The organism is Brachybacterium fresconis, from assembly GCF_017876515.1.
GTDB lineage: Bacteria > Actinomycetota > Actinomycetes > Actinomycetales > Dermabacteraceae > Brachybacterium > Brachybacterium fresconis.
Genome location: NZ_JAGIOC010000001.1, coordinates 4,303,870 through 4,329,326, shown reverse-complemented (window position 1 = coordinate 4,329,326; position 25,457 = coordinate 4,303,870). Strand labels below are relative to the sequence as shown.

Below are 25,457 nucleotides of genomic sequence, written 5' to 3'. Positions count from 1 at the left end.
CTCGGAACCGGGCGTCCCTCAGAGCGTGACGTCCAGCAGGGTCGGCAGGTGGTCCGACGCCCCCGCCAGGCGCTCGGTCGGCACCCGCGTCGTCGAGGTGACCGCGTGCGCGGCCCGCACCTGCACCCCCGTCGTGGTCAGCACGGCGTCGATGCGTCGTCCCGGATCCGCCGCCGGGAAGGTGTGCTCGGTCTGCGCGGCCGGGTCGCTCAGCAGCGGCTCGAGCGCCTGACGGGCCGCCCCGTCGGCCGTCTCGTTCAGGTCCCCGCCGACGATCGCCGGCGCTCCCGCGCCCTCGACGAGCTCGGCCAGCTGCGCCGCGTGGGTCAGCCGGTTCTCCTCCTGCAGCGCCAGGTGGGTCGAGGAGACCATCACCGCGCCGCCGCCGGGGATCGAGAGCCGCACCGCGGCGATCCCGCGCGGGTAGGTCGAGTCCAGATCCGTGATCCGCTGCGGCACCGGCTGCAGTCCCCGCCGGATCACCTGCGCGGCGACGTCGTCGGTGGCGAGGATCGCCAGTCCGCGCCCGCCGAGGCCGCCGAGGAGCACCCGCCGGTCGATCTGCCGGGCCAGCCAGGACAGTCGCGTCGTCGGCAGCACGAAGCGGGGCGCCTCCTGCACCAGGACGATGTCGGGTCGGAGATCCTGGAGCGTCTCGACGAGGGCGTGCAGGTCGCCCCGCAGCTCCCACAGGTTCCAGGCGATGATCCGCAGCGACCAGGGCTCCCGTTCGCTCATCGTGTTCAGCGCCCCTCGTCCTCGACGGCCGCCATCGGGTCGAGCAGCCGGTCCACCAGTCCCCACAGCTCCTCCACCTCGTAGCCCGGCCAGCCGAACAGCACCCGCCGCCATTCCGGCGGCACGGCCTTGGGGCCGAGCACGGCGCCGATCAGGGAGCCGGTGATGCAGGCGACGGTGTCGGTGTCGTATCCGGCGCGGGCCGCGGCCTCGAGGGCGGCCACCAGCGTGTCACGCTGGGCGAACTTCTCGTCCGGGATCGGGCAGACGCCCGCCACCGCGGCCCAGGCGGCCTGGAAGGCGCCGACCACCCACCCGTTGCGGCGGAACTGCGCGGGGGTCGCGGTCTCTGCCTCCACGATCCGCTCGGTCCACAGCGCGCGGCGGTCCTCGGACAGCCGCGACAGGCCGCAGCGCACATCGATCTCGCCGGTGAGGATCGCGTGGCGCACCGCGAAGCCCCACAGCAGGCAGGCCTCGGTGGTGTCGGGGTGCACATGTGTCAGACGGCACACCACGTCGATGCCCTCGGCCGCGTCGTCGTCCGAGGACACCAGGTAGGGCAGCACGGCCGCGTGGGTGCGCATGAGCGAGCCGTTGCCGGCGTTGGCCGGGAGCTCCTCGTGCGCGGCGATCGCCGCCGCCCGGAAATCGGCCGCCCGCGGGGCGTAGTGGCCGCTCTCGCGCGCGAGCTCCGAGGCGTGGCGGATCACCAGCGAGGTGAGCGTTCCGATGTCCGGGGTGCCCAGCGACCAGGAGTACCACTCCCGGGCGATCTGGTCCTGCGCGGACTCCATCCGCAGGTCATGGCGGTTGGACGTGGAGATCGCGGCCTCCAGCACCACGATCGCCATGGAGGTGTCGTCGGTCCACTCCCCGACCTGCCAGCCGAGGACCCCGCCGCCGATCATGTCGATGTCCTCGGATGCGACCACGGGGGCCTGGAACTCGTAGGGAGCACCGAGCGCATCACCGGTCGCCGCCGCGACCACCGATCCGGCCGCGCGCCTGCGCTGCTCAGGGGTCAGCCCGGTATCCGTCGTCATCGCCGCATGTGTGCTCACGTGATCATCGTTCCACACCGGCGTCTGCGCTCCCTGACCCCAGTACCCTGGAAGGGACTTCGAAGGAGCCCCATGACCGAGATCCCCGGCAGGTCCACGGACCAGCCTGCCGACGTCCCCCCCGACGTCCCGGCGGGTGCCGCGCCCGAGAACGACCCCCACGGCCAGAACGACCCCCACGGCGGGGGCCCGCACGACGGAGACCCGCACGACCACAGCGACCACGATCATCCGCCGACGGGGGCGGACCTGGTCCAGGACCTGGTCAAGGGCCTGTCGGTCCTCACGCTCGTCCTGCCCGTCCTCGGCGTGGTCCTGCTGCTGGCGATCCTGCCGCTGGCTCCCACCAGTCCCCTGGTGCTGATGCTGGGCGTCGGTCTGGGCGCCGCGCATCTCGTCGCCCTCGTGGCGACCAGCATGTTCGTCGCCCGCACGCGCAAGCAGCTGGCGGTGAACCCGGGGCTGGTCGCCGTGCGCAGCGCCCTGGAGGAGGTGCTGCGCGTCGCTGCGGTGCTGCTGGCGCTGCTGCTGTGGCCCGCCGACATCCGCGCCGAGCTCGGCGTGTGGGTCGGTGCCGGGGCCGCCCTGGTGTGGCTGGCCCTGGCGACCGCGCAGACCGTCTCCACCCGGCGCCGGATCGCTCGTCCCTCGGAGTGGTCCCAGGACGCCGTGGCCACGCTGCTGGCCGAGCGCGTCGGTGCCCGCGGTGCCGTGCTGATGCGCCTGCTGGACATCGTGGGCACCCTCACCTTCCAGGTCGGGGCGACCGTCCTGGTGATCCTCTCCCCGGTCCTGGTGATCGGGACCGCGGTGCTGTCCATCGGCTCCGGCCTGTCCACGCTCGTGCTGCAGCGCCGCGCCCCCGCAGAGCGCTCGCGGACCCCCTGGGCCTACGCCCCGCTGGGGATCGGACTGCTGACCCTGGCCCTCGCCTCGCTCGGGCTGATCGGGCTCTGACCCGCGCAGCACCGCTGACCCGCCTGACTCTTCCCACCCCACGATCCCGCAGGAGCCGATGATGACCGCTGCCCCCACCTCCACCGCCCGCTCCGGCCTCGCGCTGACCGAGGTCGATCCCGATGTCCGCCTCCAGGACGACCTCTTCGGCCACGTCAACGGCCGCTGGCTCGCCGCCCACGAGATCCCGGCGGACCGGTCGAGCGACGGAGCCTTCCACCAGCTGCGGGACCTCTCCGAGCAACGGGTGCGGGAGATCATCGAGGACGCGGCCGAGGAGGTCGACGCCGCGGAACCCGCCGTCGCCCCCACCACCGACCACGGTCGCGTCGGCGCCCTGTACCGCATGTTCATGGACACCGAGTCGATCGAGCGCGCCGGGATCGCCCCGCTCGAGGACCTCCTGGCCACCGTGACCGGGAGCGCGGACCTGCCGGCCCTCACCCGCACCATGGCCGCGCCCGACTCGGGGACCAGCGCGCTGCTGGCCTACGTCTGGACCGACGACCACGACTCCTCCAGCTACCAGGTGAAGCTCCACCAGGGCGGTCTCGGCCTGCCCGATGAGTCCTACTACCGCGAGGAGCACTACGCCGAGATCCGGGAGGCCTACACGGCTCACCTCGCCGAACTCGCGCGCATCGCCCACCTGCCGGGCCGGGAGGGTCTGCTCGCCGGGGAGGCCGAGGACCTCGCCCGTGCGGTGATGGACTTCGAGACCCGCCTGGCCGCCTGCCACGTCGACGTGGTCCGCCTGCGCGACCGCGAGAAGTCCTACAACCCGATGGACGACGCCCAGCGCCGCGAGCTCGCCCCAGAATTCTGCTGGGACGCCTATCTCGAGGGCTCCGGGGCACCGGCCGCCGCCGTCGAGGTGGTCTCGATCGGCCAGCCCGAGTTCGTCTCCGCCGCCGCCGAGCTGCTGGCCGGCGAGGACCTCGCCGTGCTGCGCACCTGGCTGGCGCTGCACACCGTCGGCGCCTACGCCCCGTACCTGCATGCGGATCTGGTCGAGGAGGACTTCGCCTTCTCCGGCAGGGTGCTCTCCGGCGCCGAGGAGCTGCGGGAGCGCTGGAAGCGCGCGGTCGCCTTCGTCGAGGGCGCCGTGGGCTTCGCCGTCGGCCGCGAGTACGTCGCCCTCCATTTCCCGCCGGCCCACAAGGAGCGCATGACCGTCCTGGTCGACGCACTGATGGACGCCTACCGCGACTCGATCACCTCGCTTCCGTGGATGACCCCGGCCACCCGCGAGAAGGCGCTGGCCAAGCTCGAGAAGTTCACCGCGAAGATCGGCTATCCCGAGCGCTGGCGCACCTACGACGGCCTCGAGATCGTTCCCGGCGACCTGGTCGCCACGGTGCGGGCCTCCCGCCGCTTCGACGCCGACTTCGAGTACGCCAAGGTGGGCGGTCCGATCGACGAGACCGAATGGCACATGACCCCGCAGACGGTCAACGCCTACTACAACCCCGGCGCCAACGAGATCGTCTTCCCCGCCGCGATCCTCCAGCCGCCGTTCTTCGACGCCGAGGCCGAGGACGCCGTGAACTTCGGCGGCATCGGGGCGGTCATCGGACACGAGGTCGGCCACGGCTTCGACGACCAGGGCTCCAAGTACGACGGGGACGGCAACCTCGCCTCCTGGTGGACCGACGAGGACCGCGAGGCCTTCGACGCCCGTGCCGCGACCCTCATCGCCCAGTACTCCGAGCTCTCCCCCCGCGAGCTCGACGACGTCCACCGCGTCAACGGCGCCCTCACCATCGGTGAGAACATCGGTGACCTCGGCGGGCTCTCGATCGCGCTGGCGGCCTACCGCGGCAGCCGCTCGGCGCGCGAGGTCGACGCCGTCCTGGACGGCTTCACCGGGCTGCAGCGGGTGTTCCTGTCCTGGGCGACGGTGTGGCGCGGCAAGAACCGTCCCCAGGAGGCGATCCGCCGCCTCGCCGTGGACCCGCATGCGCCGATGGAGTTCCGCTGCAACACGGTGGTCTCGAATCTCGAGGCGTTCCATCTGGCCTTCGACGTGCGCGAGGGCGACGGGATGTACCGCGCCCCCGAGCAGCGCGTGACGATCTGGTGAGCGGGCGGCCGGACGCCCCCTTCTATGTCGGCACCACCCGTCCGTCCGGGGTCGGGTGGACCCGCATCGGCCTGACCGCACTGGCCGGCGTGATCGTCACCCTGCTGATGGCCAGCCGCAGCTCGGTGCTGGCCGCCGCGGTGATCGCGGGCCTGTTCGCCCTGCTGACGCTGTGGACCTGGATGGGCCAGCACTCCCGCTTCCTGGTCGACGAGCGCGGGGTGACCGTGAGCCTCGGCGGCTTCCTGCCGCGGGCCAGCTGGCCCGTGGAGGACTTCCGCACCGTGCAGTACCGCACGCTGGCGGCGAACACGGTGGGCGTGACCCTCGGCGGCTACGGCTGGCGCCGTGGCAAGGCGACCTCCTCGACCCGCGCCGAGCTGACGCCCGTCGGCGATCGCAAGATCTTCACCACCGGACAGACCCAGCAGCCGCACCGGATGATGGTCACCCGCGCCGGCACCATGGTGGAGATCATCGGCCGCTCCGGCACGAACTACCTGCTGTCCCCCGAGGACGTCGAGGGCACGGCCGAGGCGATCGACCAGGCGATCCGTTCGCGGCGCTGAGGGGCTAGACTGGCTCACGGTCATCGACTGACAGGGGAGCACCACCAGGGTGCTGAGAGTGCGCGTTCCAGCGCAGACCCTCGAACCTGATCCGGCTCGCACCGGCGTAGGGAGTCGGGATTTCCGCGAGGCGCCGACGGCGTCCCGCGCCCCTTCCGCTCGTGGAAGGAGACGTGATGACACGCTTTCGCACTCTCGACCTGCTGGTCACCGTGCTGATCGGAGCGGCCTTCGGGGTCGCGTTCCTGGGCTACGGGCAGCTGTACACCCTGATCGGGCCGCTGACGGCGGCGTTCAAGCCCGCCGAGGGCCTGCTCGCCGGGATCTGGTTCCTGCCGGCCGTGCTGGCGGCCCTGATCGTCCGCAAGCCGGGTGCCGCCCTGCTCGCCGAGATGATCGCCGCGGTCGTCTCGATGCTGCTGGGCAGCCAATGGGGCTGGGGCACCGCCGTCTCCGGGCTGATGCAGGGCGGCGGGGTCGAGCTGGTCTTCCTGCTGACCCGCTACCGCCGTTTCACCCTGCCCGTCGCGGTCCTCGGCGGCATGGCCTCCGCCCTGCTGGAATGGGGGTGGGAGAAGATCGCCTACTACCCGGAGATGAGCTGGCCGTACTCGCTGACGATGCTGGCGTTCTTCCTCCTCTCCGGTGCTGTGCTGGCCGGGGGCCTGGGCTGGGCCGCCTCCCGCGCGCTGGCGGCCACCGGTGCCGTCGACTCGCTGCCGGCGGGACGTGAGCATGTCCGCGCCACCGAGGCCTGAGACGACCGGGGAGCTCGCGCTCTCCGGCCTCACCTGGCGCCCCCTCACCCGCGCCGAGCCGACGATCGCCGGGCTGGACCTGGCGATCCCGGCCGGCGAGCGGGTGCTGCTGGCGGGCGCCAGCGGCAGCGGGAAGTCGACCGTGCTGCGGGCCCTGGCCGGCCTGCTCGACCCGGAGACCGGCCAGGGCACAGGGGTTCCGGGCCCGCCCGATCGGCCCGGGGAGCGTGGCCTGCTGCTGCAGAATCCCGCCGACGCCCTGGTCGCGGCGACGATCCGGCGGGATGTCGCCTTCGGTCCCGAGAACGCGGCCCTGTCCCGTCCCGCGATCGGGCAGCGAGTGGCCGATGCCCTGCCGGCGGCGCGGGTGGAGCTCGACCTCGAGCGGGCCCCGCTCGAGACCAGCGGCGGCCAGCAGCAGCGCATCGCCCTGGCCGGAGCTCTCGCGCTGAGGCCGGACGTGCTGCTGCTGGACGAGCCGACGAGCATGCTCGACGCGGCGACGGCCGAGCAGGTGCGCTCGGCGATCCTCACCGCCGCCGGGGATCGCACCCTGGTGCTCGCCGAGCACCGGATCGAGCCGTGGCTGCCCCACGTCGACCGGCTCGTCGTGCTGGGTCCGCAGGCCCGCATCCTGCTGGACGTCGACGCCGCCACCGCCCTGACCGAGCACCGGAACGCCCTGGTGGCGGCGGGGATGCTGGAGGGCCAGGACGCCGCGGACGGCCCCGCGCCGCGGATGGTCGCCCCGGAGGCCGCCGTGGTCGCGGCGCTGCACGGCGTCACGGTCCCTGCACGGGGGCTCACGCGCCCTGTCGACCTCACGGTCCGTGCGGGATCCCTGGGCGTCCTGACCGGTCCCAGCGGGGCCGGCAAGACCACGCTGCTGCGCGTGCTGACCGCGGCAGGCCCGCCCGCCCTCGGCACCGCGCAGCGTCCTGCCCCCTCCCGCCTCGCGACCGTGCCGCAGGATCCCGAGCACTCCTTCGTCGCCGCCACCGTGGCCGAGGAGCTGCGCGCCTCCCCCTGGGCCGACGACGAGCAACTGGCCGATCAGCTGCTCGAACGCGCCGATCTCGTCCACCTCGCCCGCGCCAACCCCCACCGTCTCTCCGGCGGCGAGCAGCGACGTGTCGCGATCGCCGCCGCGCTGGCCCAGAAGCCCGATCTGCTGGTGCTCGACGAGCCCACCGTCGGCCTCGATGCCCGCCGGCGCGAGGCCGTCCTGGGTCTGCTCGAGGACGCCGCCGCCCGCGGCTGCGCGGTGCTGGCCGCCTCCCACGATCCGTCCCTGATCGCCCGCGCCGGAGACCGGTTCGACCTGGCGGCGCCCGACCCCGAGGCGGTGCCTCGGTCCCGCCCGCGCCGCCGGATCCCGGCCGACGCCCTGAACCCGCTGACGCTGTGCCTGATCGGGATCCTCGCAGCGATCGGATCCTTCGCCGTCCAGACCTGGCAGGGCGGACTGCTCGCGCTGGTGCCGCTGGTGCTGCTCGGTCCGCTCGCCGTCCGCTCGCTGCGCGGCGGCCTGCTGCGCCTGGTGCCGATCGCGCTGTCGGCCGCCTCTCTCGCCTGGACCACGGCGCTGCTGGGCGAGGCCCCGGCGCTGTCCGGTCAGGCCTGGCTGCTGGGGCTGAAGGAGGCGGCCCGGATCGGCGTCTTCGTCGCCCCCGGGGTGCTGGCCCTGGGCAGCGTGGCTCCGACGCCCCTCGGGGATGCCCTCGGCGGACGGCTGCATCTGCCGGCGCGCCCCGTCGCCGCCGGGGTCCTCGCCCTGGTGCGGGTGGGGCATCTGGGCCGGCAGTGGGAGATCATCACCCGCACCCGGATCCAGCGCGGCCTGGGCTCGGCCCGCTCGCCGCAGCTGCTGGCGAGCGCGACCCTGGCCCTCCTGGTCGACACCCTGCGCGGCGCCGAGCAGCAGGCCCTGGCCATGGACGCCCGCGGCTTCTCCGGCGCCACGGACCGCACCTGGGCCGAGCCCAGCGAGTTCGGGCGCGCCGACGTGCTGGGGGCGCTGCTCGCCCTGGTGCTGCTGGTGTGGCCCGCCGTGGCGGAAGCACTGGTGGGGTGAGGTGTCCCACGAGTGCACGGCGCTCCGGGACGCCGTAGCCTGGAGCGGTGAACGAGGACACCCAGCCCCAGCCCACCGCCGCCGAGGACGAGGCCGTCATCGCGCTGGCGACCACGATGCTCGAGGCGGCTCGCAGCGGCGATGCGGCGACCCTGCTGTCGCTCGTCGACCAGGGCGCCCCGGTGAATCTGCGCGACGGCGGCGGCAACTCGGCGCTCATGCTCGCCGCCTATCACGGGCACTCGGAGCTGGTGCGCGAGCTCGCCGCCCGCGGCGGTGACGTGGACCTGGCCAATGACCGCGGGCAGTCCCCGCTGGCGGGGGTCGCCTTCAAGGGCACCGTGGAGGTCGCCCGCACCCTGCTCGCCGCGGGCGCCGACCCGCACCGGGGGACCCCGAGCGCCCTGGAGACCGCGCGGTACTTCGAGCGTACGGAGATCATCGCCCTGCTCGAGCAGACGCCGCCCGCCGAGGGCTGAGGATCCGGCGCCGGAGGGTCGCTCAGCCTCGCCCGGGGCGCAGCAGCATCGGCACGTGCTCGATCCCGGCCTCGTCGAACGGCGCGCCCACCGTCTCGAAGCCGAGCCCCTGGTACCACTGCTCGAGGTAGGCCTGGGCGTCGACGTGGATCTCCGCCTGCTCATCGAGCGCGCGGGCCAGATCGATGCTCGCCCGCATCACGCGCCCGCCCAGGCCCCGTCGGCGGTCCGCCGCGCGCACGGCGACCCGGCCGATGCGCACGGTGCCGTCGGCCTCGCGCAGCACCCGCGTGTGGGCGGCGGGTTCGCGCTGAAGACCCGCGGCCGTGGCCTCCGCGCCGGGCACCTCGAACCACACCAGCGTGGTGGTCGGGTCGAGGTCGCGCCCGTCCAGATCCGGGTCGGTGGCGCCCTGCTCGAGCGCGAAGACGTCCTGGCGGAGCTTGGCGAGCAGGTACAGGGTGCGGGGGTCGATCTCGGCGACGGGGGCGCGTCGCAGCACCTCGTCGGAGTCGGTCACGGGCTCAGGCATGAGGGTCAGGGTACCGATCGGACGCGGTGGCCGCGTCGACCATCCGCGCCAGCGATCTCCGCCATTCCTCGACCATGGCCGGGCCGCCGTGGCCCTCGTCCTCGATGATCATCAGCTCGCTGCCCGGCCAGGCTCGATGCAGCTCCCAGGCGGTCAGCGCCGGCCCGGAGACGTCGCGCCGACCGTGGATCAGGGCCCCGGGGATCCCGGCGAGGCGATCCATCCCGCCGAGCAGCCCGCTGCCGGGCGCGGCGCCCCACGGCGCGGCCCAGTCGGCGACGAAGCCGTCGTGGGCCCAGTAGTGGGTGACCAGTCGGGCGACGCCCCGCTCGTACTCCGTGACCGGGTCTCCTGCGGCTCCGGCGTGCGGGCCGGAGGGGCCTCCGCCGCCGATGCCGATGTGCGCGTCCTCCCAGGTCATCCAGACCCGTACGGCGGCGTCCTCCAGGTCCCGATCTCCGGAGGTGATCATCCGCCGGTAGGACTCCACCAGGCGCAGCCGCTCCGGCGACCGGTCGTGGCGGTCGTAGCCGCCGTGGTCCTCGGCGAGGCGGGCGAAGGCGTCCCAGGCCTCGGGATACAGCGCTCCGACCCCTTCGGTGATCCAGTCGACCTCGCGACGGGAGGTGCTGGTCACGGCGAACAGCAGCACACCGAGCACCCGCTCGGGATGCGCCTGGGCGTAGGCGAGTGCCAGGGTGCTGCCCCAGGAGACGCCCTGGACGATCCACGCCTCGATCCCCCGGTGCTCGCGGAGCCGTTCGAGGTCGGCGACCAGGTGCGCCGTGGTGTTCGCCGAGAGATCCACCTCCCCGGGACTCCCGGCCGACGGGGCGGAGCGCCCGGCCCCGCGCTGGGACAGGCCGAGGAGCCGGCTGCGATCCGTCGGGACGCTGCGGCGGTACCCGGGGGTCAGCGGGCTGCCGGGGCCGCCATGGAGGTACACCACGGGCACGCCGTCGGCGGCGCCGCTCTCCTCCCAGAAGATCTCGTGGCCGTCGCCGACGGCGAGCAGGCCGCAGGCGGTGGCGGCCGGCGGCTCGGGCTCTGTGCGCATCGTCCTACGGTCTCACGGGGTCAGCGCCCAGGCGGCGGCGGGGTGCTCGCGGGTCCAGCTCGCCCGTCGGCTGCGCACCCGCTGGCAGGCGGGGCACCAGAACACGGCGCGGGCGGCCAGGTCCTGCGAGCGCACGGCGGCGCCGCAGAGACGGCAGGGCAGGCTCTGGCGGTGGTAGACGTAGAAGGACTTCTCCCGCGGGACGACGTCGGCATCCCCGTCGCCGTTCTGGCGGGTGCCGCGGGAGCGCTCGATGATCCGCGCCTCGAGGTCGCGGTGCTCGGGCTCGGTGGTCACGATCCGTCCGGTGCGGGCGCCGTAGGCCAGCAGCGCGACCAGGTCCTCCCACAGGTCCTCCAGCAGGGGCCTGCTGAGGTCGACGCCGGGCACGAAAGGGTCCAGCCGGGCGCGGAACAGGGCTTCGGCCCGGTAGATGTTCCCGATCCCGGCGATCACCTGCTGGTTCATCAGCTGCACGCCGATCGCGGTGCGGGAGCGCCGCACCCGGTCGACGAAGCGTCGTCGCCCGGTCCCGTCCGGGTCGGGGCGCAGCGGGTCCGGGCCCAGCCGGTCCAGCACCGCCTGGCGGCCGGGGGCGTCGAGCACCTCGCAGGTGGCGGGCCCGGTCAGGTCGGCCAGCCCGCACGGCCCGGCGATCCGCAGTCGCACCGTCGGCCGCGGCACCAGACGGCGCCAGTGCGCGGTGCCGACCGCCTCGTCGGTCGCCAGGGATTCCTCCGTCTCGCCCACGCGCAGGCGCGGGGCCCCGATCGCATGCGCTTCGGCGAAGCCGGGATCGCCGGCGAAGGTCCAGGAGCCGTACAGGCCGAGGTGGATGTGGACGTGCCGCACCACCGGGGAGCCGGGATCGACGTCGGCCGACGGGGCGAGCTGCAGGAAGAGATGCTTGCCGACCGCCTCGGCGCCCAGCAGCACCATCCCCTCCAGCGCGGCGGCGTCGGAGAAGCGGCCCTGAGGGCTCGAGGTGGCCACCCGCTGTCCGCCGAAGCCGCGTTCGAAGGCCGCGGCGAGCCGGTGGACGGTATGACCCTCGGGCATTACGGCGCGGTGGGCGAGGCGGGGTCGCCGTAGCCGCCGGTCTGCTCATATCGCGCCATCAGGTCGATTCGGCGCTGGTGGCGCTCCTCGCCGGTGAAGGGCTCGGCCAGGAACAGGTCGATGAGGTTCTCCAGCTCGTCCTCGGAGTGCTGGCGGGCGCCGACGGAGATCACGTTGGCGTCGTTGTGCCGGCGGGCGAGGCGAGCGGTGTCCTCGTTCCACACCAGGGCGGCGCGCACGCCCGTCACCTTGTTCGCCGCGATCTGCTCGCCGTTGCCGGAGCCGCCGATCACCACGCCGAAGGAGCCCGGGGAGGCCACCACGGCCTCGCCCACATCGGTGCAGAACGGCGGGTAGTCGTCGAGGGCGTCATAGTTGTGGGCACCGTGGTCGGTGACCTCGTGGCCCTTGTTCTGCAATGCCGTGACCAGGCGGTTCTTCAGCTCGAAGCCGGCGTGGTCGGTGCCGATGTACACGCGCATGTCAGGGATGTCTCTTTCTGTGGGGCGAGCGGGGAGGGTGGAGGAACCGAGCGGCGGCGAGCGCTCAGCGGAAGTCGACGCCGCCGGTGCGGGTGCGCTTGAGCTCGTAGAAGCCGTCGATCCCGGACATGGTCCTCAGCGCATCGAGCAGCAGCCCGGCCTCCTCGCCCCGCGGAGCCGGGGAGACGACGGGGCCGAAGTACGCGGTGCCCTCGCCGAAGGAGATGACGGGGGTTCCGACGTCCTCGCCGACGCGGGAGATCGCTCCGTGATGGGAGGCGCGCAGCGCCTCGTCGATGTGGTCGCCGGCGACGGGCTCGTAGGCCCCGATCAGCTCGGCGGGCAGCTCGACGGCCTCGAGGGCGGCGACGGCGACGGCCCGACGGTCATCCTGCTGATCACCCACGTGGTAGCGCTCGCCCCACGCGGTGTACCAGCGGGAGAAGGCCTCTGCGCCCTCGCGGCGGTGGATGGCGATCGCCAGCCGCGCCGGGCCCCAGGAGTCGTCCAGCATCCGGCGGTAGCCCGCGTCGACCTCGCGGCCCTCGTTGAGCACGGACAGGGACATCACCGAGAAGGTCGGGGCGATGTCGCGGACGGCCGCGGCGTGCAGCAGCCAGCGGCTCGCCATCCAGGCATAGGGGCAGACGGGGTCGACGAACAGCTCGACGGGACGCGCGCTCATGGCAGCTCCTGGGCTCGGGGATCGGTCCCTTCATCCTCTCACCCGCACGCCGCGTGCGGATCGGGGAGCAAAACACGTTGCACCGGAGCTCGCGCCGGGGTTGGATCTATCAGGTGTCCGACACCTCGATGCTCGTGGAGGAATCCACGGCAGCCGCCCCTGCCCCCGAGCCCAGCACCTCCGCCGCGAAGCGCCGCGGGGTGCTGGCCTCGATCCTGCGCGGTCACCCGCGGATGCTCGCGATCGTGCTGCCCCTGGCGGTGGTCTCCGAGGCCGCCGAGATGGCCCTGCCGATCCTGCTGGGCATCATCATCGACCGCGGGATCGTCGCCGGGGACCTCGCGGTCACGCTGATCGGTGCGGCGATCCTCATCGGGATGCGCCTGGTGGGGATGCTGCTGTGGATCTACACCTTCGTCGAGAGCCAGAAGGCCTGCATGTATCAGCGCCACCGGCTGCGGGTCGGTCTCACCGGTGCCGTGCTCGACCCCCGCTCGCGCCGGATCCGCAGGCCGGCCGGCGAGGTGCTGTCGATCGCCACCTCCGACGCCGACAAGGCCTCCGACGTGCTGGACATGATGCCGTGGGTGGTCCCCTCGGGCCTGGTGATCGTGGGCGCGACGGTCTGGATGGCGTGGCAGGACCTCTCGCTAGGGGCCGCGATGGGGATCGGCATCGCGGTGATGGTGCTCGTGGTCCGGGTGATCACCCCCACCCTGTCCCGGCGCTACGACGACCAGCAGAGCGAGGCCGCCGAGGCCGCCGCCACCGCCACCGACCTGGTGCACGGGCTGCGCGTGCTGCAGGGGCTCGGGGTGCAGACCCGGGCCCGCGCCCTCTACCGCCGTCGCTCGCGGGTGGCTCTCGAGGCGGCGCTGGTCAACGCCCGCTACTCCGGCATCTCCTCGGGCCTGACCACGCTGGTGACCGGGGCGATGCTCGCCGCCGTAGTGCTGATCGCGACGATCCGCGGGCTGCAGGGCGAGCTCGGCATCGGGGCGCTGATCGCCGTGGTCGGCGTCGCCCGTCAGGTGATGGGCTCGCTGCAGGGTCTGGCGAACATGCCCGTGTGGTGGGCGAGCATGTCCACCTCGGCCCGGCGCGTGCGCGACCTGTTCGCCGACCTCGGGCGCGGGGTGGACGACCCCGCACTCACCCTCGACGCGCTGTCCACCGCGCGCGATGATCGCGGCGACGGGGCCGGTGCCGCCCAGCAGCGTCGGAGCGGGGCCGGCGGCCTGCACCTGCCCGTCTACGACCTGAGCGTGCCCGACGGCGCCTTCGTCGCTGTGGCCTGCTCGGACGTGCGCGACGGCGATGCTATCGTCGACGCCGTCAGCGGGCGGATCGACGCCGGTGCCCGCGTGGGCGAGACCGCGATCTCCCCGGCCGAGCGCGCGGGTCTGCGCTCCGACCTGCTGGTCGAGCCGCACGTGGTGGATCTCTTCGACGGCACCCTGCGCGAGCAGCTGGCCACCCGGGTCCCCGACGGCACGGCGACCGACGGCAGCGACGACGGCTGGGCGGATGCCGCCCTGCGCGCCGCGGGCGCGGAGGACATGCTGCGGATCCTGCCCGAGGGCTACGACTCGCGCATCCTGGATCGAGGCTCCAACCTCTCCGGCGGCCAGCGGCAGCGCATCGCGCTGGCCCGCGCCGTCGCGGCGGACACCCCGGTGCTGGTGCTGCAGGACCCGACCACCGCCGTGGACGCGGTGACCGAGCAGCACATCGCCGAGGCGCTGGTCGCGGCCCGGAGCCGCACCGACCGGGCGACCCTCGTGATCACCCGCTCCCCCGCCCTGCTGCGGGCCGCCGGCCACGTCGTGCATCTGCGCGGGAGTCGGATCGTCGCCGAGGGCAGCCATCTGGACCTCATGGAGCACGGCGACTACCGGGAGATGGTGCAGCGATGAGCGATCTCGACTGGAAGCGGCCGCTCGAGGACGTCCTCGGCGAGGACGCCACCGCTCGGCGCCAGCTCGCCGAGCACGCCCAGCTGCTGCCCATCGCCGGCGCCGGCCCCAGCCTCCGCTTCATGGCCGGCAAGCTCCGCGAGCACTGGGTCGCCGCGACGGCGACCGCGCTGGTCACCATCGGCGGTGCGGTCGCGGCGGCGATCCTGCCCCGGCTGATCGGAGCGGCGGTCGACGTGGTGGCCTCCGGCGGCGGCACCGCCGCGGACGCGTGGCGGCTGGGCGGTCAGATCCTGGGCGTCGGCCTCGTGCAGGCGGTGCTCGCCGCGGCCGGCTGGTCGATGGTCTCCGCCCTCGGCCAGCGGATCCTGGCGGGCATGCGCGAGGACGTCATCGACCGCGCCCTGGACCTGCCCGCGCAGACCATGGAGCGCACCGGCATCGGTGACGCCCTCTCGCGCGTGGCCGACGACGTGGACGTGGCCGCCCGGGCGGTGAACAACCTGGTGCCCTCGCTGATCCAGATGGGCTTCTACGTCCTGGTGACGATGATCGGGATGGCGACGCTGTCGCCGTGGCTGCTGATCCTGGTGGGCGCCGTGGTGCCGCTGTACGTGATCGCGACCGTCTGGTACCTGCGCCGCACGGCGCCCCTGTACCGCCGCGAGCGGATCGCGATGGGGGCGCGCGCCCAGGGCCTGCTGTCGGCGATCCACGGCATCCCCACCGTCCACGCCTATGGCATCGAGCGGCGCGAGACCCGGCACGTCGCGGTCCTCTCGGAGACCGCCTCGGTGCTGAACATGCGGGTGATGTACCTGGTGGGTCGCCTCGTCGGGCTGATCAACATCCCCGAGAACCTGGCGCTGGCGCTGGTGCTGGTGCTCGGCTTCGTGATGGTGCACGTGGCCGGCGCGCCGATCGGCGTGGTCACCGCGGCGGGCATCTATCTGGTCAGCCTGTTCTGGCCGATGATGGCGGTCATCTTCAACCTCGACGAGGTGCAGTCGGCGGTCGCCAGCGTCTCCCGCATGGTCGGGGTGATCACCTGGATCGACCCGGCGGCCTCCCCCGGCGACGGGCGTCCCGCAGATGCCTCGATCCGCCTGGCGGGCGTCTCCCACGCCTACGGCACCGACGCGGACGGCGTGGAGCGGACCGTGCTGGAGCCGTTGGACCTGGACATCGCCGCGGGCGAGGTGGTCTCCCTGGTGGGGGCCTCGGGTGCCGGCAAGTCGACGCTCGCCGCGATCCTCGCCGGGACCCTGCTGCCCCGCCACGGGCGGGTGCTGCACGGCGACGTCGACCTCGCGGCGGCGGACATCGAGGCGATCCGGGCGCACGCCTCGATCGTCAGCCAGGACGTCCACGTCTTCCGCGGCACCCTGCGCGAGGACCTGCTCCTGGCCGGGCCCCTGGCCACCGACGATCAGCTGTGGGCGGCACTGCGCCGGGTCGACGCCGCGGCCTGGGCCGAGCGCCTCCCGCGCGGTCTGGACACCGAGGTCGGGGAGAAGGGCGAACGGCTCACCGCCGAGCAGTCCCAGCAGCTGGCGCTCGCCCGCATCGCGCTGCGGGACCCGGCGGTGCTGATCCTCGACGAGGCCACCGCCGACGAGGGCTCCTCCGGCGCCCGCGTGCTCGAGCGGGCCGCGCTCGAGGTCGCCCGCGGCCGCACCACGATCATCGTCGCCCATCGGCTCTCGCAGGCGATGATCGCCGACCGCATCCTGGTGATGGCCGACGGTCGCGTGGTCGAGGAGGGCACCCACGACCAGCTGGTGGCCCGCGGCGGTGACTACGCCCGGCTGTGGGAAGCATGGAGCGGTTGAAAGCGGTTGAAAGCGGTTGAGGGCGGTTGAGGGCGGCTGAGCGCGAGCTCGCCACGGCTCACTGCCCGGCGCGCACCAGACCCGATTCGTAGGCGGCCACCACCAGCTGGGTGCGGTCGCGCAGCGACAGCTTGGTGAGCATGCGGGAGACATGGGATTTCACGGTCTGCTCGGCCATCACCAGCTCTGCGGCGATCTCCCGGTTCGCCAGGCCCTGAGCCACCAGGCGCAGCACTTCCAGCTCGCGATCGGTCAGCGCGCTCAGGTAGGCGTCGGGTCGTCGTGACCGCTCGGGACGGGCGACGAAGTCGGAGATCAGGGCGCGGGTCACCCGCGGGGCCAGCAGCGCGTCCCCGCCGGCGACCACCCGCACGGCCTGGATCAGCTCCTGAGGTGTGGAATCCTTGAGCAGGAAGCCGCTCGCCCCGGCGCGCAGGGCGGCGAACACGTACTCATCGGCATCGAAGGTGGTCAGCATGATGATCCTCGGAGGTGTGCCGGGCATCGCCAGAACCGCCTCCGTCGCCTCGAGACCGCCCACCTGCGGCATGCGGATGTCCATGAGCACCACGTCGGGGCGCAGACGTCGCACGATCTCCGTGACCCCGGCCCCGTCGGCCGCGGTGCCGACCACGTCGATCCCGTCCTGGGCGTCCAGCAGCGCTTCGAAGCCGCCGCGGATCATCGACTGGTCGTCGACGATCAGCACGCGGATGTCGGCCTGCGGCGGGAGAACCATGCCGTCACCGTATCCCCGCTTCCCGAGAGGTTCCCTCAGTGTTCCTCGTCCCTGACCGTCACAGCGTGCGCCGCCTCGGCCGCGACCTCGCCCTGCTGCTGCCGGGGCTGGGTCTGACGATGCTCGCCTCGGCCGTGCTGCTGCCCCTCGCCGCCGTCTCGGCGGTGCTCGCGGTCGCCTGGGTGGGGGTGCTGCTGTTCCCGGTGACGCTCACCCTGGCCTCGGTGTGCGCGCGGCTGGACCGCGCCCGGCTCCGCCGCTGGGGGGTCGAGATCAATCAGCCGGTCTACCGGGCCCGCGGCTCCGGCCCCCTCGGCCTGCTGCGCCGGGTCGCCGATGCCCGACGGTGGCTCGATCTCGCCTTCGAGGGGCTGCTCGCGCTGCCGGTGCGGGTGCTCACGGTCGCGGTGACCCTCGCCTGGGCGGGCCTCGGACTCGGCGGGCTGACGTACTGGTCCTGGGACCATCTGCTCCCGCCGGAGGATGCGCTGGTGCCCGGTCAGTGGTCGCTGGCGCTGGTCGTCGGCCTGGCGCTGACCCTCTCCCTGCCCGCCATGGTCCGTGCGCTCGCGCTGCTGGACGCGGTGGTGACCGTGCCGCTGCTGGGCGGTGCGGTGCCGGGATCGCGGCGCGCCTCCCGCCACGTGCCGACGGTGTCCTCGACGGTCGACGCGCGGCTGCGCGAGAACGCCTGGGTGCGGATGAGCGTCGCCTTCGTGGGCTTCGTGCTGGTGGTCGTGGGCTGGCCCGTGACGACCTCGCTGTACGAGGTGCATCCGGCGCCGGCCATGACCGTGTCCATCGCCGCCGCCGTCGCCGGTCTGCTGGCGGTGCGCTGGCCCTGGGCGGGATTGACGCTGACCGTCCTCGCCGGCCTCGCCACGATGCTGGTGACGATGCCGGCCCACGCCCTGGCCCCCTGGCCGTGGCCGGTCACCACGCTGCTCGCCCACTGCCTGACCCTCACGGTGCTGGCGGTCCTGCACCGCTGGTACTGGGCGGTGTCCGCCTGGTCCGGTGGCGCGCTGCTGACGCTGGTGACCCTGGTGGTCGCCGAGCCGTCCGCTCGGGCCGACGACTCCCTGCGCGCGGTCACGACCAACGGCGTGGTGCTGGTCGCGATCAGCGGCGGCGTGGTGCTGATGGGCCTGACGGTGCACCAGTGGCTGCTGGTCAGCGGGCAGGTGGAGCGCGCGCAGACGCTCAGCGCCGATCAGGTGCGGCGGCGCTACGAGCTCGAGGAGCGCAGCCGCATCGCACGCGAGCTGCACGACGTCGTGGCCCACTCGATGTCCGTGATCACCGTGCAGGCCAGCACCGCGACGTTCCGTCTGCCGGATCTGGACACCCGCACCGCACAGGAGTTCGAGGACATCGCCGCCTCCTCCCGGCAGGCCCTCGGGGAGATGCGGGCGCTGCTGGCGACCCTGCGCACCGACGACTCCCTCGACGAGATGCCCATGCCCGCCCTGGCCGACATCGAGGAGCTCGTCGCCACCAGCCGCGCCTCGGGCGCCGTCATCACCGCTGATCTCAGCGAGGTCCAGGTGCCGCCCACGGTGGGGCTGACCGCCTACCGCGTGGTGCAGGAGGCGCTGAGCAACGCCCTGCGCCACGCGGGCGGCGCCGCGATCGAGGTGCGGGTCGCCGCGGTGGGAGGGTCCCTGCTGGTCGACGTCACCAATGCGGCCCCCACCACGGCCCAGGAGCCGATCCCGGGTTCCGGTCTCGGCCTGTCGGGCACCCGGGAGCGGGTCACGGCCCTCGGCGGTGCCGTCGAGGTCGGCCCGACATCCGACGGCGGCTTCGCCGTCATCGCTCGGATCCCGATCGCCGACCCCCTACCCCGGTAGGGGGTCCGGTTTCGCTCCCGGGGGTGATGTGGCGACGCATCCGCGCGACCTAGCGTCCTAGTCATGACGACCACTGCAGAGCGACCCCCTGCCCGGCCCAGGGCAGCCGCACAGACCAGGGACTACTTCGAGCTCTCGAAGCGGGTGAAAGCAGCCGGCCTCATGGGCCGCGACGTGCGGACCTACATGGTGCGCACCGTCCTGCTCGCGCTCGCCTTCGTCGGCGCGTTCGTGCTGCTGCTGACCCTGGGCAGCACCTGGTGGCAGCTGGCCGTTGCCGCCCTGTTCGGGATCCTGTTCACCCAGGCCGCATTCCTCGGCCACGACGCCGCGCACCAGCAGATCTTCGCCTCCGGCCGCCGCAACAACTGGTTCGCGCGCATCGTGGGGAACCTGGTGGTGGGGCTGAGCATCGCCTGGTGGACCCGCAAGCACAACAAGCACCACGGCAACCCCAACACCATCGGCCGCGACGGCGACATCGCCGGCGGCGTGCTGGTCTTCGACCCCGACGACGTGAAGGGTCGCACCGGTTTCATGGGATGGCTGGCCAAGCGCCAGGGCTGGGCGTTCGTCCCGATGCTGAGCCTGTTCGCGTTCGTGCTGCACTACGAGGCGATCGCCGCCGTCTTCGCGAAGGGCCGGGTCAAGCACCGCCGCGCCGAGGCGATCCTGGTGCTGATCCGCATCATCGGCTTCCCGGTGATCGTGTTCGCCACCCTCGGCCTCGGCATGGGCGCGGCGTTCCTCGCGGTGCAGCTGGCGGTCTTCGGCATCTACATGGGCGGGTCCTTCGCCCCCAACCACAAGGGCATGCCGCTGATCCCGAAGGACCTCGAGGTGGACTTCCTGCGCCGCCAGGTGCTCACCAGCCGCAATATCACCGGCGGTCGGCTCATGAACTGGGCGATGGGTGGGCTGGACCTGCAGATCGAGCACCATCTGTTCCCGCGGATGCCCTCGGGGAACCTGCGCAAGGTGCGGCCGATCGTGCAGGAGTTCTGCGCCGAGCGCGGGATCACCTACACCGAGACCGACCTGATCTCCTCCTACGGGATCATCATCCGGTACCTGAACCGGGTGGGCCTGGGCCATGCGGATCCCATGGACTGCCCGCTCGCCGCCCAGCTGCGCGGCGCCCCGGTCGTCTGAGGGGTCCGCTCGGAGGCCCTGAACGCCGGAGCCGTCGCGGCGCCCCGGGCGGCGCGCCGGGCCCTCACGGCGCTCGCATCGGCTGCGCTTCCGCGGCGCCTCGGAGCCCGGCGCGCCGCCAGCGCGAGGAGGGGGGAGGCGGTATGGTCGCCCCATACGCCTACCCCCTCACGGGCAGTGCAGCCCCGGCCCGGTGGCCGGACGGTACGGGGCGTCCGTGGAGGCCGATCCGGCCGGGATCACCACCATGTCTTCCACCCCGCGCTGGTCGCCCGGCGACCAGGTGACCTGGACCTACTACACGCAGCAGCACCCCACCCGCACCGTTCGCCCCGGCACCGTCGTGCTGGATGACGAGCGCGGCGTGGTGGTCTGGATCGCGCCCGGCACCGAGGTGCTGCTGCCCGTCCTCGCCTCCGGTGCGGCTCTGCGCCGCGCCGGGGACGAGGGCATGTTCACCGCACCCCGCATCCAGTCCAAGCAGCTGTGGACCGGCAACGGCATCCTCATGATCGCGCTGCCGGACAAGCCGTACTCGGTGTGGCTGTTCTACAAGGACGACGGCTCGCTGGGCTGCTACTACATCAACCTCGAGACGCCCTACGAGCGCACCGAGGAGGGAGTGGCCACCCGGGACCTGGTGCTGGACCTGGTGGTGCTGCCGCGCCGCGACTGGCACTACAAGGACGAGGACGAGCTCGAGGGTGCTGAGCGCACCGGCTACTTCTCCCCCGAGGAGATCGACTCGATCCGGGCGGCGGGCCGGGAGGCCGAGCAGCACATCGATCGGTGGACCTATCCCTTCTCGGCCGGCTACGAGTACTTCTTCCCGGACCCCACGTGGCCGTTGCCGTCCCTGCCCGAGCACTACGGCTGGGACCTGGACCTCACGCGGCGGTGAGCGGGATCAGCCCGTGAGCTGCTCGGCGAAGATCGCTGAGAATCGGGACCCCGGGGCCATGAGCTCCGCGAAGGTCCCCGCCTCGACGACCCGCCCCTCCTCGAGCACGTGGATACGGTCCATATCGCGCAGGGTCCAGGCCCGGTGGGAGACCACGATCGTCACGTGCTGGTCGGCGGTCTCCCGCAGCTGGGCGAAGACCTCCTGCTCGGCCTCCGCGTCGATCGCCGAGGTCGGCTCGTCGAGGATCCGGATCCCCGCGCCCCGCAGATGGATGCGCGCGAGAGCGATGCGCTGCCACTGCCCGCCGGAGAGCCCGACGCCGCCGAACTGGGGACCGAGCTGGGTATCCAGCCCGTGGGGAAGGCGCTCGACCAGCGTCCGCGCCCGCGCCGCCGCCAGGGCCGCCCAGATCTCCGCATCCTCCACGTCCTCTCGCGGGCTCCCCAGCGCCACGGCCTCGCGCACGGTCATCTCATAGCGCCCGAATTCCTGGGTCACCAGACCGAAACGGGAGAACCGTTCGGCGGTGGTCAGCTCATCGGCCTCGGCACCGTCCAGCAGCACCTGGCCCTCGTCGCGGTCCACGATGCCCATCACGGCGTGGACGAGCGTGGTCTTCCCGGCGCCGTTGACGCCGACCAGGGCGACCATCTCACCGCGCGTCGCCGTCAGGCTCGCCTCGTGCAGGGCAGGGGTCGGGGTGCCGGGATAGCTGACGGTGAGGTCGCGGACCTCGAGCCGACGGACGTCGGAGACGACCCGCTGGTGCGCCGGTCTCTCTTCGAATGCCTGGACCTGCCGGAAGCGGGCGATCACGGGACCGGCGGAGATGACGTCGCCGACGGCGAACCCGGCTCCGCGGGTCGCCTGCAGCCCGGCGATGACGCCGAGCACCCCCGCGCTCAGTCCGGCCGCTCCCCCACCCTCGGCGAGGACCGCGATCAGCGCCCCGCCGAGCAGCGCGGCGGAGGCCAGCCCTCCGATGAGATCGCCGCGCAGCAGCAGAGCGTAGAGCCGATCCTGGATCTGCGACATCCGGGTGTGGGCGTGGCCGGCGTCCCGGGCGATCCGCGGCCCGGCGCCGAGGGCAGCCAGCTCGGTGGCGGTGCGGCCGCCGACGAGCTGGTCGAGCAGGTACCGGAACCGGGCGCCGTGCGTGGCCGCCTCCTCGAAGCGGGCGTCCTGGAAACCGGCCGACCAGGCGAAGATCACCAGGTTCGGCACCAGGGCGAGCACCACCAGGCCGGCCGCGAGCGGGGAGAAGGGCCAGATCGCCGTGCCGAGGGCGAGGGCCGCGAGCAGCGCCGACAGCGCGCTGATCACCGCGCCGGGACTGCGAGAGAGCTGGAACGTGCTGGTGCGGGCCCCGTCGAGCAGGGCATGGACCTGGGCGTCCGTGACCCGGCGCGGGTCCAGCGCCGCCGCGACCTCGGCGAGGCGCGCGTTCAGGTCCCGCATCAGACGCAGGGAGATGCGCTGACCGATCAGGTTCTCGGCGCTGGTGATCACCTGTCCGAGCCCGACCAGTGCGGTGAGCAGTACCAGCGGTATCAGTGCGGCCCGGAACCCGTCGTGCTCGGAGGTGGCGACCAACCACGCGACCGCCCGCACCTGCGCGGCGGGAACCAGCGCGAGCACGACGGAGGTGACCACCGTCAGCAGGAACCAGGCCGGGGCACGACGCGCCGCCAGCGCCAGTGACCAGCGCACGCCGGCCAGCACCCGGCGGGGGCCGACGACGCGCGGCGCGGCAGTCTCGCGGCTCGAGGTCGGCATGATCGGACCTTATCGGGGGGGACACCTGCCTGTCGCGTCCTTTCCGAGCACCGCATCCGGCGTCCCGTCGGACCACGGCCGTCTCCGGTGGCAGGATGGAGCTCATGGCATCCGAGAATCTCACTCGCGACGAAGCGCGACGCCGCGCCTCGTTCCTGACCACCGACTCCTACGACATCCGTCTGGACCTCACGACGGGCCCGGAGACGTTCCGCACCGAGACCACGATCCGCTTCTCCTCGAGCTCCGCGCAGGAGACCTTCGTCGACCTCATCGCGAAGGCGGTGAGCGAGATCGAGCTCAACGGCGAGCTGCTCGCCGACCCCGCCTCCCGCTTCGACGGCGCCCGGGTGCGCCTGCCCGCCCTGGTCGAGGGCGAGAACGTCGTGCGCATCCTCGCCGACGGGGTCTACATGAACACCGGTGAGGGACTGCACCGCTTCGTCGACCCGGTCGACGAGGAGGTGTACCTCTACAGCCAGTTCGAGGTCTCCGACGCGCGGCGCATGTTCGCCTGCTTCGAGCAGCCCGACCTCAAGGCCACCTTCCGCCTCACCGTCACCGCGCCCGAGCACTGGCGGGTCATCTCCAACGCCCCCACCCCGGCCCCGACCGCCGCCGACGAGGGCACGGCCACCTGGGCCTTCGAGCCCACGGAGCGCATCTCCACCTACCTCGTCGCGCTGATCGCGGGGAACTACCAGGGCGGCACCGGGGAGATCACCACCCGCGACGGCCGCACGATCCCCATGGGCGTCTTCGCCCGCGCGTCGCTGGCCGAGCACGTCGACGCCCAGAACGTCATCGACATCACCGCAACCGGCATCGACTTCTACGAGGACGCCTTCGACCGGGACTTCCCGTTCCCCAAGTACGACCAGGTGTTCGTGCCGGAGTACAACATGGGCGCGATGGAGAACCCCGGCGCCATCACCTACGTGGAGACCTACGTGTTCCGCTCGGAGGTCTCCGATGCGATCCGTGAGCGCCGCGACCTGACGATCCTGCACGAGCTGGCCCACATGTGGTTCGGGGACCTGGTCACCATGCGCTGGTGGGACGACCTGTGGCTGAACGAGTCCTTCGCCGAGTACGCCTCCACGCTCGCCAGCGCCGAGGTCACCCGCTGGAGCGACGCCTGGACCACCTTCGCGCTGTCGGAGAAGGGGTGGGCATACCAGCAGGATCAGCTGCCCTCGACGCACCCGATCGTCGCCGACATGGTCGATTTCGAAGCGGTCGAGACGAACTTCGACGGCATCACCTATGCCAAGGGCGCCTCCGTGCTGCGCCAGCTGGTCGCCTACGTCGGCCGGGAGGAGTTCTTCGCCGGGGTCCGCGCCTACTTCGCCCGGCACGCCTGGTCCAACACGGAGCTGAGCGACCTGCTGGTCGAGCTCGAGGCCACCAGCGGCCGCGATCTGGGTACCTGGGCGCAGCAGTGGCTGCGAACCGCCGGCGTGAACACACTGCGCCCGCTGATCGAGCGCGACGCCGACGGCACCGTGGCCCGCTTCGCCATCGAGCAGACAGCGCCGCAGGAGCACCCCACCCTGCGCCCGCACCGGCTGCAGGTGGGCGGCTTCACCCTGCGCGGCGGACAGCTGGTGCGCACCGAGTCGGTGGAGATCGACGTCGACGACGCGCTGACCGAGGTGCCGGCGCTGACCGGCACGCGAGCCGACCTGTGGCTGATCAACGACGGCGACCTCACCTACACGAAGGTGCGCCTGGACGAGCAGTCGCTCGCCGTCGCGATGAAGCATCTGCGCCACCTCGACGATTCCCTGGCCCGCACCCTGCTGTGGTCCTCGGCCTGGGACATGGTGCGCGACGGCGAGCTGCCCAGCCGCCGCTATCAGCAGCTGCTGCTGGCCAACCTCACCGGGGAGGACTCCTCCTCGGTGCTGCGCGCCCTGCTGCAGCAGCTGGAGACCGTCGCCGGCCCCTACGCGGATCCGGACCAGCGCCTGGCGCGCACCGAGGCCGCGGCCGACGCGGTCTGGGAGCTCGCCGAGTCCGCCGCGGCGGGATCCGACGCCCAGCTGCAGCTGACCGAGGCGTTCGCCCGGCTGGCCCGCACCGAGGCGCACCTGCAGAGGATCGAGGGACTGCTGGGCGGCTCGGTGACGCTTCCCGGGCGCTCGATCGACACCGATCTGCGCTGGAAGCTCGTGATCTCCCTGGCCGTCCTGGGCGGGATCGACGTCGCCGGCATCGACGAGCAGCTGGCCTCCGACGACACCCAGTCCGGGCGCAAGCACGCCCTGACCGCGAAGGCCGCCCTGCCCACCGAGGTGTCCAAGGCGAAGGCCTGGCGGCGCACGATGGAGAAGGACACCCTGGCCAACGAATCGATCACCGCGGTGGTCCAGGGCTTCCGCCGCGTGGTGGACGACGCGCTGATCGCCCCGTACCGCCAGCGGTACTTCGCGGCGATCTCGCAGGTGTGGGCCGAGCGGTCGAACGAGATCGCCAATCGCCTGGTGGCCGGCTACTTCCCCTCGTCCTACGGCGGGCAGAGCGTGCTGGACGACGCCGATGCCTGGCTCGCCGATGCGGAGGAGGCTCCCTTCGGTCTGCGCCGCATCATCATCGAGGGGCGCGCCACCGTGGCGCGCCAGGAGCGCGTCCGCGCCGCAGATATCGACTGACCGGGCGCGGCCGCGTCGTCTGCCGAGGCGCGCCCCCTGCCGGGGCGCCGCCGGGGCGCGGCCGCTGCCGGGTGCAACTGCGGGCTCGTGCGGC

Annotated in this window: 21 protein-coding genes and 1 riboswitch; of the genes, 12 read left to right on the top strand and 9 right to left on the bottom strand. The window is 72.9% G+C overall.

The annotated features are described in order from the left end of the window. Positions 1–18: 18 nt before the first annotated feature. Both JOF44_RS19175 and JOF44_RS19170 read right to left on the bottom strand, forming a co-directional pair. Positions 19–738 (bottom strand): endonuclease/exonuclease/phosphatase family protein, encoded by a 720-nt coding sequence (locus JOF44_RS19175; RefSeq protein ID WP_209895190.1) that lies wholly within the window; start codon positions 736–738, stop codon positions 19–21. Between the two features lie 5 nt (positions 739–743). Further along, positions 744–1,802 carry an ADP-ribosylglycohydrolase family protein gene (locus JOF44_RS19170; protein ID WP_342591856.1) on the bottom strand — a complete coding sequence of 353 codons (1,059 nt, stop codon included), beginning with the start codon at positions 1,800–1,802 and terminating at the stop codon, positions 744–746. 72 nt (positions 1,803–1,874) lie between these two features. Between JOF44_RS19170 and JOF44_RS19165 the strand changes: the two genes are divergently transcribed. The 6 genes from JOF44_RS19165 (at position 1,875) to JOF44_RS19140 (ending at position 8,722) form a co-directional block, all read left to right on the top strand. Beyond that, on the top strand, positions 1,875–2,759 hold the full coding sequence (locus JOF44_RS19165) for a hypothetical protein (protein WP_245349023.1): 885 nt from the start codon (positions 1,875–1,877) through the stop codon (positions 2,757–2,759). A gap of 61 nt (positions 2,760–2,820) precedes the next feature. Beyond that, complete coding sequence (locus JOF44_RS19160) at positions 2,821–4,842, top strand: M13 family metallopeptidase (RefSeq protein ID WP_209895188.1); 2,022 nt, start codon at positions 2,821–2,823, stop codon at positions 4,840–4,842. Continuing rightward, entirely contained in the window at positions 4,839–5,411 is a 573-nt protein-coding gene (locus JOF44_RS19155) for a hypothetical protein (RefSeq protein ID WP_209895186.1), read from the top strand. The genes JOF44_RS19160 and JOF44_RS19155 overlap by 4 nt, the downstream gene beginning before the upstream one ends. A 22-nt stretch (positions 5,412–5,433) precedes the next feature. Further along, positions 5,434–5,541, top strand: a riboswitch (TPP riboswitch). A gap of 46 nt (positions 5,542–5,587) precedes the next feature. After that, positions 5,588–6,169, top strand: a complete 582-nt coding sequence (locus tag JOF44_RS19150) for an ECF transporter S component (protein ID WP_209895184.1) — start codon at positions 5,588–5,590, stop codon at positions 6,167–6,169. Continuing rightward, positions 6,147–8,243: an ATP-binding cassette domain-containing protein gene (locus JOF44_RS19145; RefSeq protein WP_209895182.1), complete on the top strand. Its 2,097-nt coding sequence runs from the start codon at positions 6,147–6,149 to the stop codon at positions 8,241–8,243. Before JOF44_RS19150 ends, JOF44_RS19145 begins: the two co-directional genes overlap by 23 nt. A 47-nt stretch (positions 8,244–8,290) precedes the next feature. Further along, the gene (locus JOF44_RS19140) at positions 8,291–8,722 is read left to right on the top strand and encodes an ankyrin repeat domain-containing protein (RefSeq protein ID WP_342591855.1); all 432 of its coding nucleotides are present in this window, start codon (positions 8,291–8,293) and stop codon (positions 8,720–8,722) included. Positions 8,723–8,744: 22 nt separating this feature from the next. On the opposite strand, the gene JOF44_RS19135 is transcribed toward JOF44_RS19140, so the two are convergent. From JOF44_RS19135 to JOF44_RS19115, 5 genes are all read right to left on the bottom strand, one after another. Continuing rightward, a complete protein-coding gene (locus tag JOF44_RS19135; RefSeq protein ID WP_209895180.1) occupies positions 8,745–9,254 on the bottom strand; it encodes a GNAT family N-acetyltransferase in 510 nt (169 codons plus the stop codon). Next, positions 9,247–10,311 (bottom strand): alpha/beta fold hydrolase, encoded by a 1,065-nt coding sequence (locus tag JOF44_RS19130; RefSeq protein ID WP_209895178.1) that lies wholly within the window; start codon positions 10,309–10,311, stop codon positions 9,247–9,249. Before JOF44_RS19130 ends, JOF44_RS19135 begins: the two co-directional genes overlap by 8 nt. 12 nt (positions 10,312–10,323) lie before the next feature. Beyond that, positions 10,324–11,370: an Fpg/Nei family DNA glycosylase gene (locus JOF44_RS19125; protein WP_209895176.1), complete on the bottom strand. Its 1,047-nt coding sequence runs from the start codon at positions 11,368–11,370 to the stop codon at positions 10,324–10,326. Continuing rightward, positions 11,370–11,852, bottom strand: coding sequence for a ribose-5-phosphate isomerase (locus JOF44_RS19120; RefSeq protein WP_209895174.1), 483 nt, complete (start codon positions 11,850–11,852; stop codon positions 11,370–11,372). The genes JOF44_RS19125 and JOF44_RS19120 overlap by 1 nt, the downstream gene beginning before the upstream one ends. Positions 11,853–11,916: 64 nt before the next feature. After that, positions 11,917–12,537 (bottom strand): mycothiol-dependent nitroreductase Rv2466c family protein, encoded by a 621-nt coding sequence (locus JOF44_RS19115; RefSeq protein ID WP_209895171.1) that lies wholly within the window; start codon positions 12,535–12,537, stop codon positions 11,917–11,919. A gap of 113 nt (positions 12,538–12,650) precedes the next feature. On the opposite strand from JOF44_RS19115, the gene JOF44_RS19110 reads away from it, so the two are divergent. Beyond that, positions 12,651–14,453: an ABC transporter transmembrane domain-containing protein gene (locus JOF44_RS19110; RefSeq protein ID WP_342591854.1), complete on the top strand. Its 1,803-nt coding sequence runs from the start codon at positions 12,651–12,653 to the stop codon at positions 14,451–14,453. Beyond that, positions 14,450–16,285, top strand: a complete 1,836-nt coding sequence (locus tag JOF44_RS19105) for an ABC transporter ATP-binding protein (RefSeq protein ID WP_209895169.1) — start codon at positions 14,450–14,452, stop codon at positions 16,283–16,285. Before JOF44_RS19110 ends, JOF44_RS19105 begins: the two co-directional genes overlap by 4 nt. A gap of 58 nt (positions 16,286–16,343) precedes the next feature. On the opposite strand, the gene JOF44_RS19100 is transcribed toward JOF44_RS19105, so the two are convergent. Continuing rightward, entirely contained in the window at positions 16,344–17,024 is a 681-nt protein-coding gene (locus tag JOF44_RS19100) for a response regulator (protein ID WP_209895168.1), read from the bottom strand. 65 nt (positions 17,025–17,089) lie between these two features. Here JOF44_RS19100 and JOF44_RS19095 point away from each other — a divergent pair, with 65 nt between their 5' ends. The 3 genes from JOF44_RS19095 (at position 17,090) to JOF44_RS19085 (ending at position 20,930) form a co-directional block, all read left to right on the top strand. Further along, positions 17,090–18,877, top strand: a complete 1,788-nt coding sequence (locus tag JOF44_RS19095) for a sensor histidine kinase (RefSeq protein WP_342591853.1) — start codon at positions 17,090–17,092, stop codon at positions 18,875–18,877. Positions 18,878–18,940: 63 nt separating this feature from the next. Next, positions 18,941–20,029: a fatty acid desaturase family protein gene (locus JOF44_RS19090; protein ID WP_209895165.1), complete on the top strand. Its 1,089-nt coding sequence runs from the start codon at positions 18,941–18,943 to the stop codon at positions 20,027–20,029. Between the two features lie 247 nt (positions 20,030–20,276). Continuing rightward, on the top strand, positions 20,277–20,930 hold the full coding sequence (locus JOF44_RS19085; protein ID WP_209895163.1) for a ribonuclease FAU-1 family protein: 654 nt from the start codon (positions 20,277–20,279) through the stop codon (positions 20,928–20,930). A gap of 6 nt (positions 20,931–20,936) precedes the next feature. Here JOF44_RS19085 and JOF44_RS19080 read toward each other — a convergent pair whose 3' ends face one another. After that, positions 20,937–22,709, bottom strand: coding sequence for an ATP-binding cassette domain-containing protein (locus JOF44_RS19080; protein ID WP_209895161.1), 1,773 nt, complete (start codon positions 22,707–22,709; stop codon positions 20,937–20,939). 104 nt (positions 22,710–22,813) lie between these two features. Between JOF44_RS19080 and pepN the strand changes: the two genes are divergently transcribed. Next, positions 22,814–25,363 carry an aminopeptidase N gene (pepN, locus tag JOF44_RS19075; protein ID WP_209895159.1) on the top strand — a complete coding sequence of 850 codons (2,550 nt, stop codon included), beginning with the start codon at positions 22,814–22,816 and terminating at the stop codon, positions 25,361–25,363. The last annotated feature ends 94 nt before the right edge of the window (positions 25,364–25,457 follow it).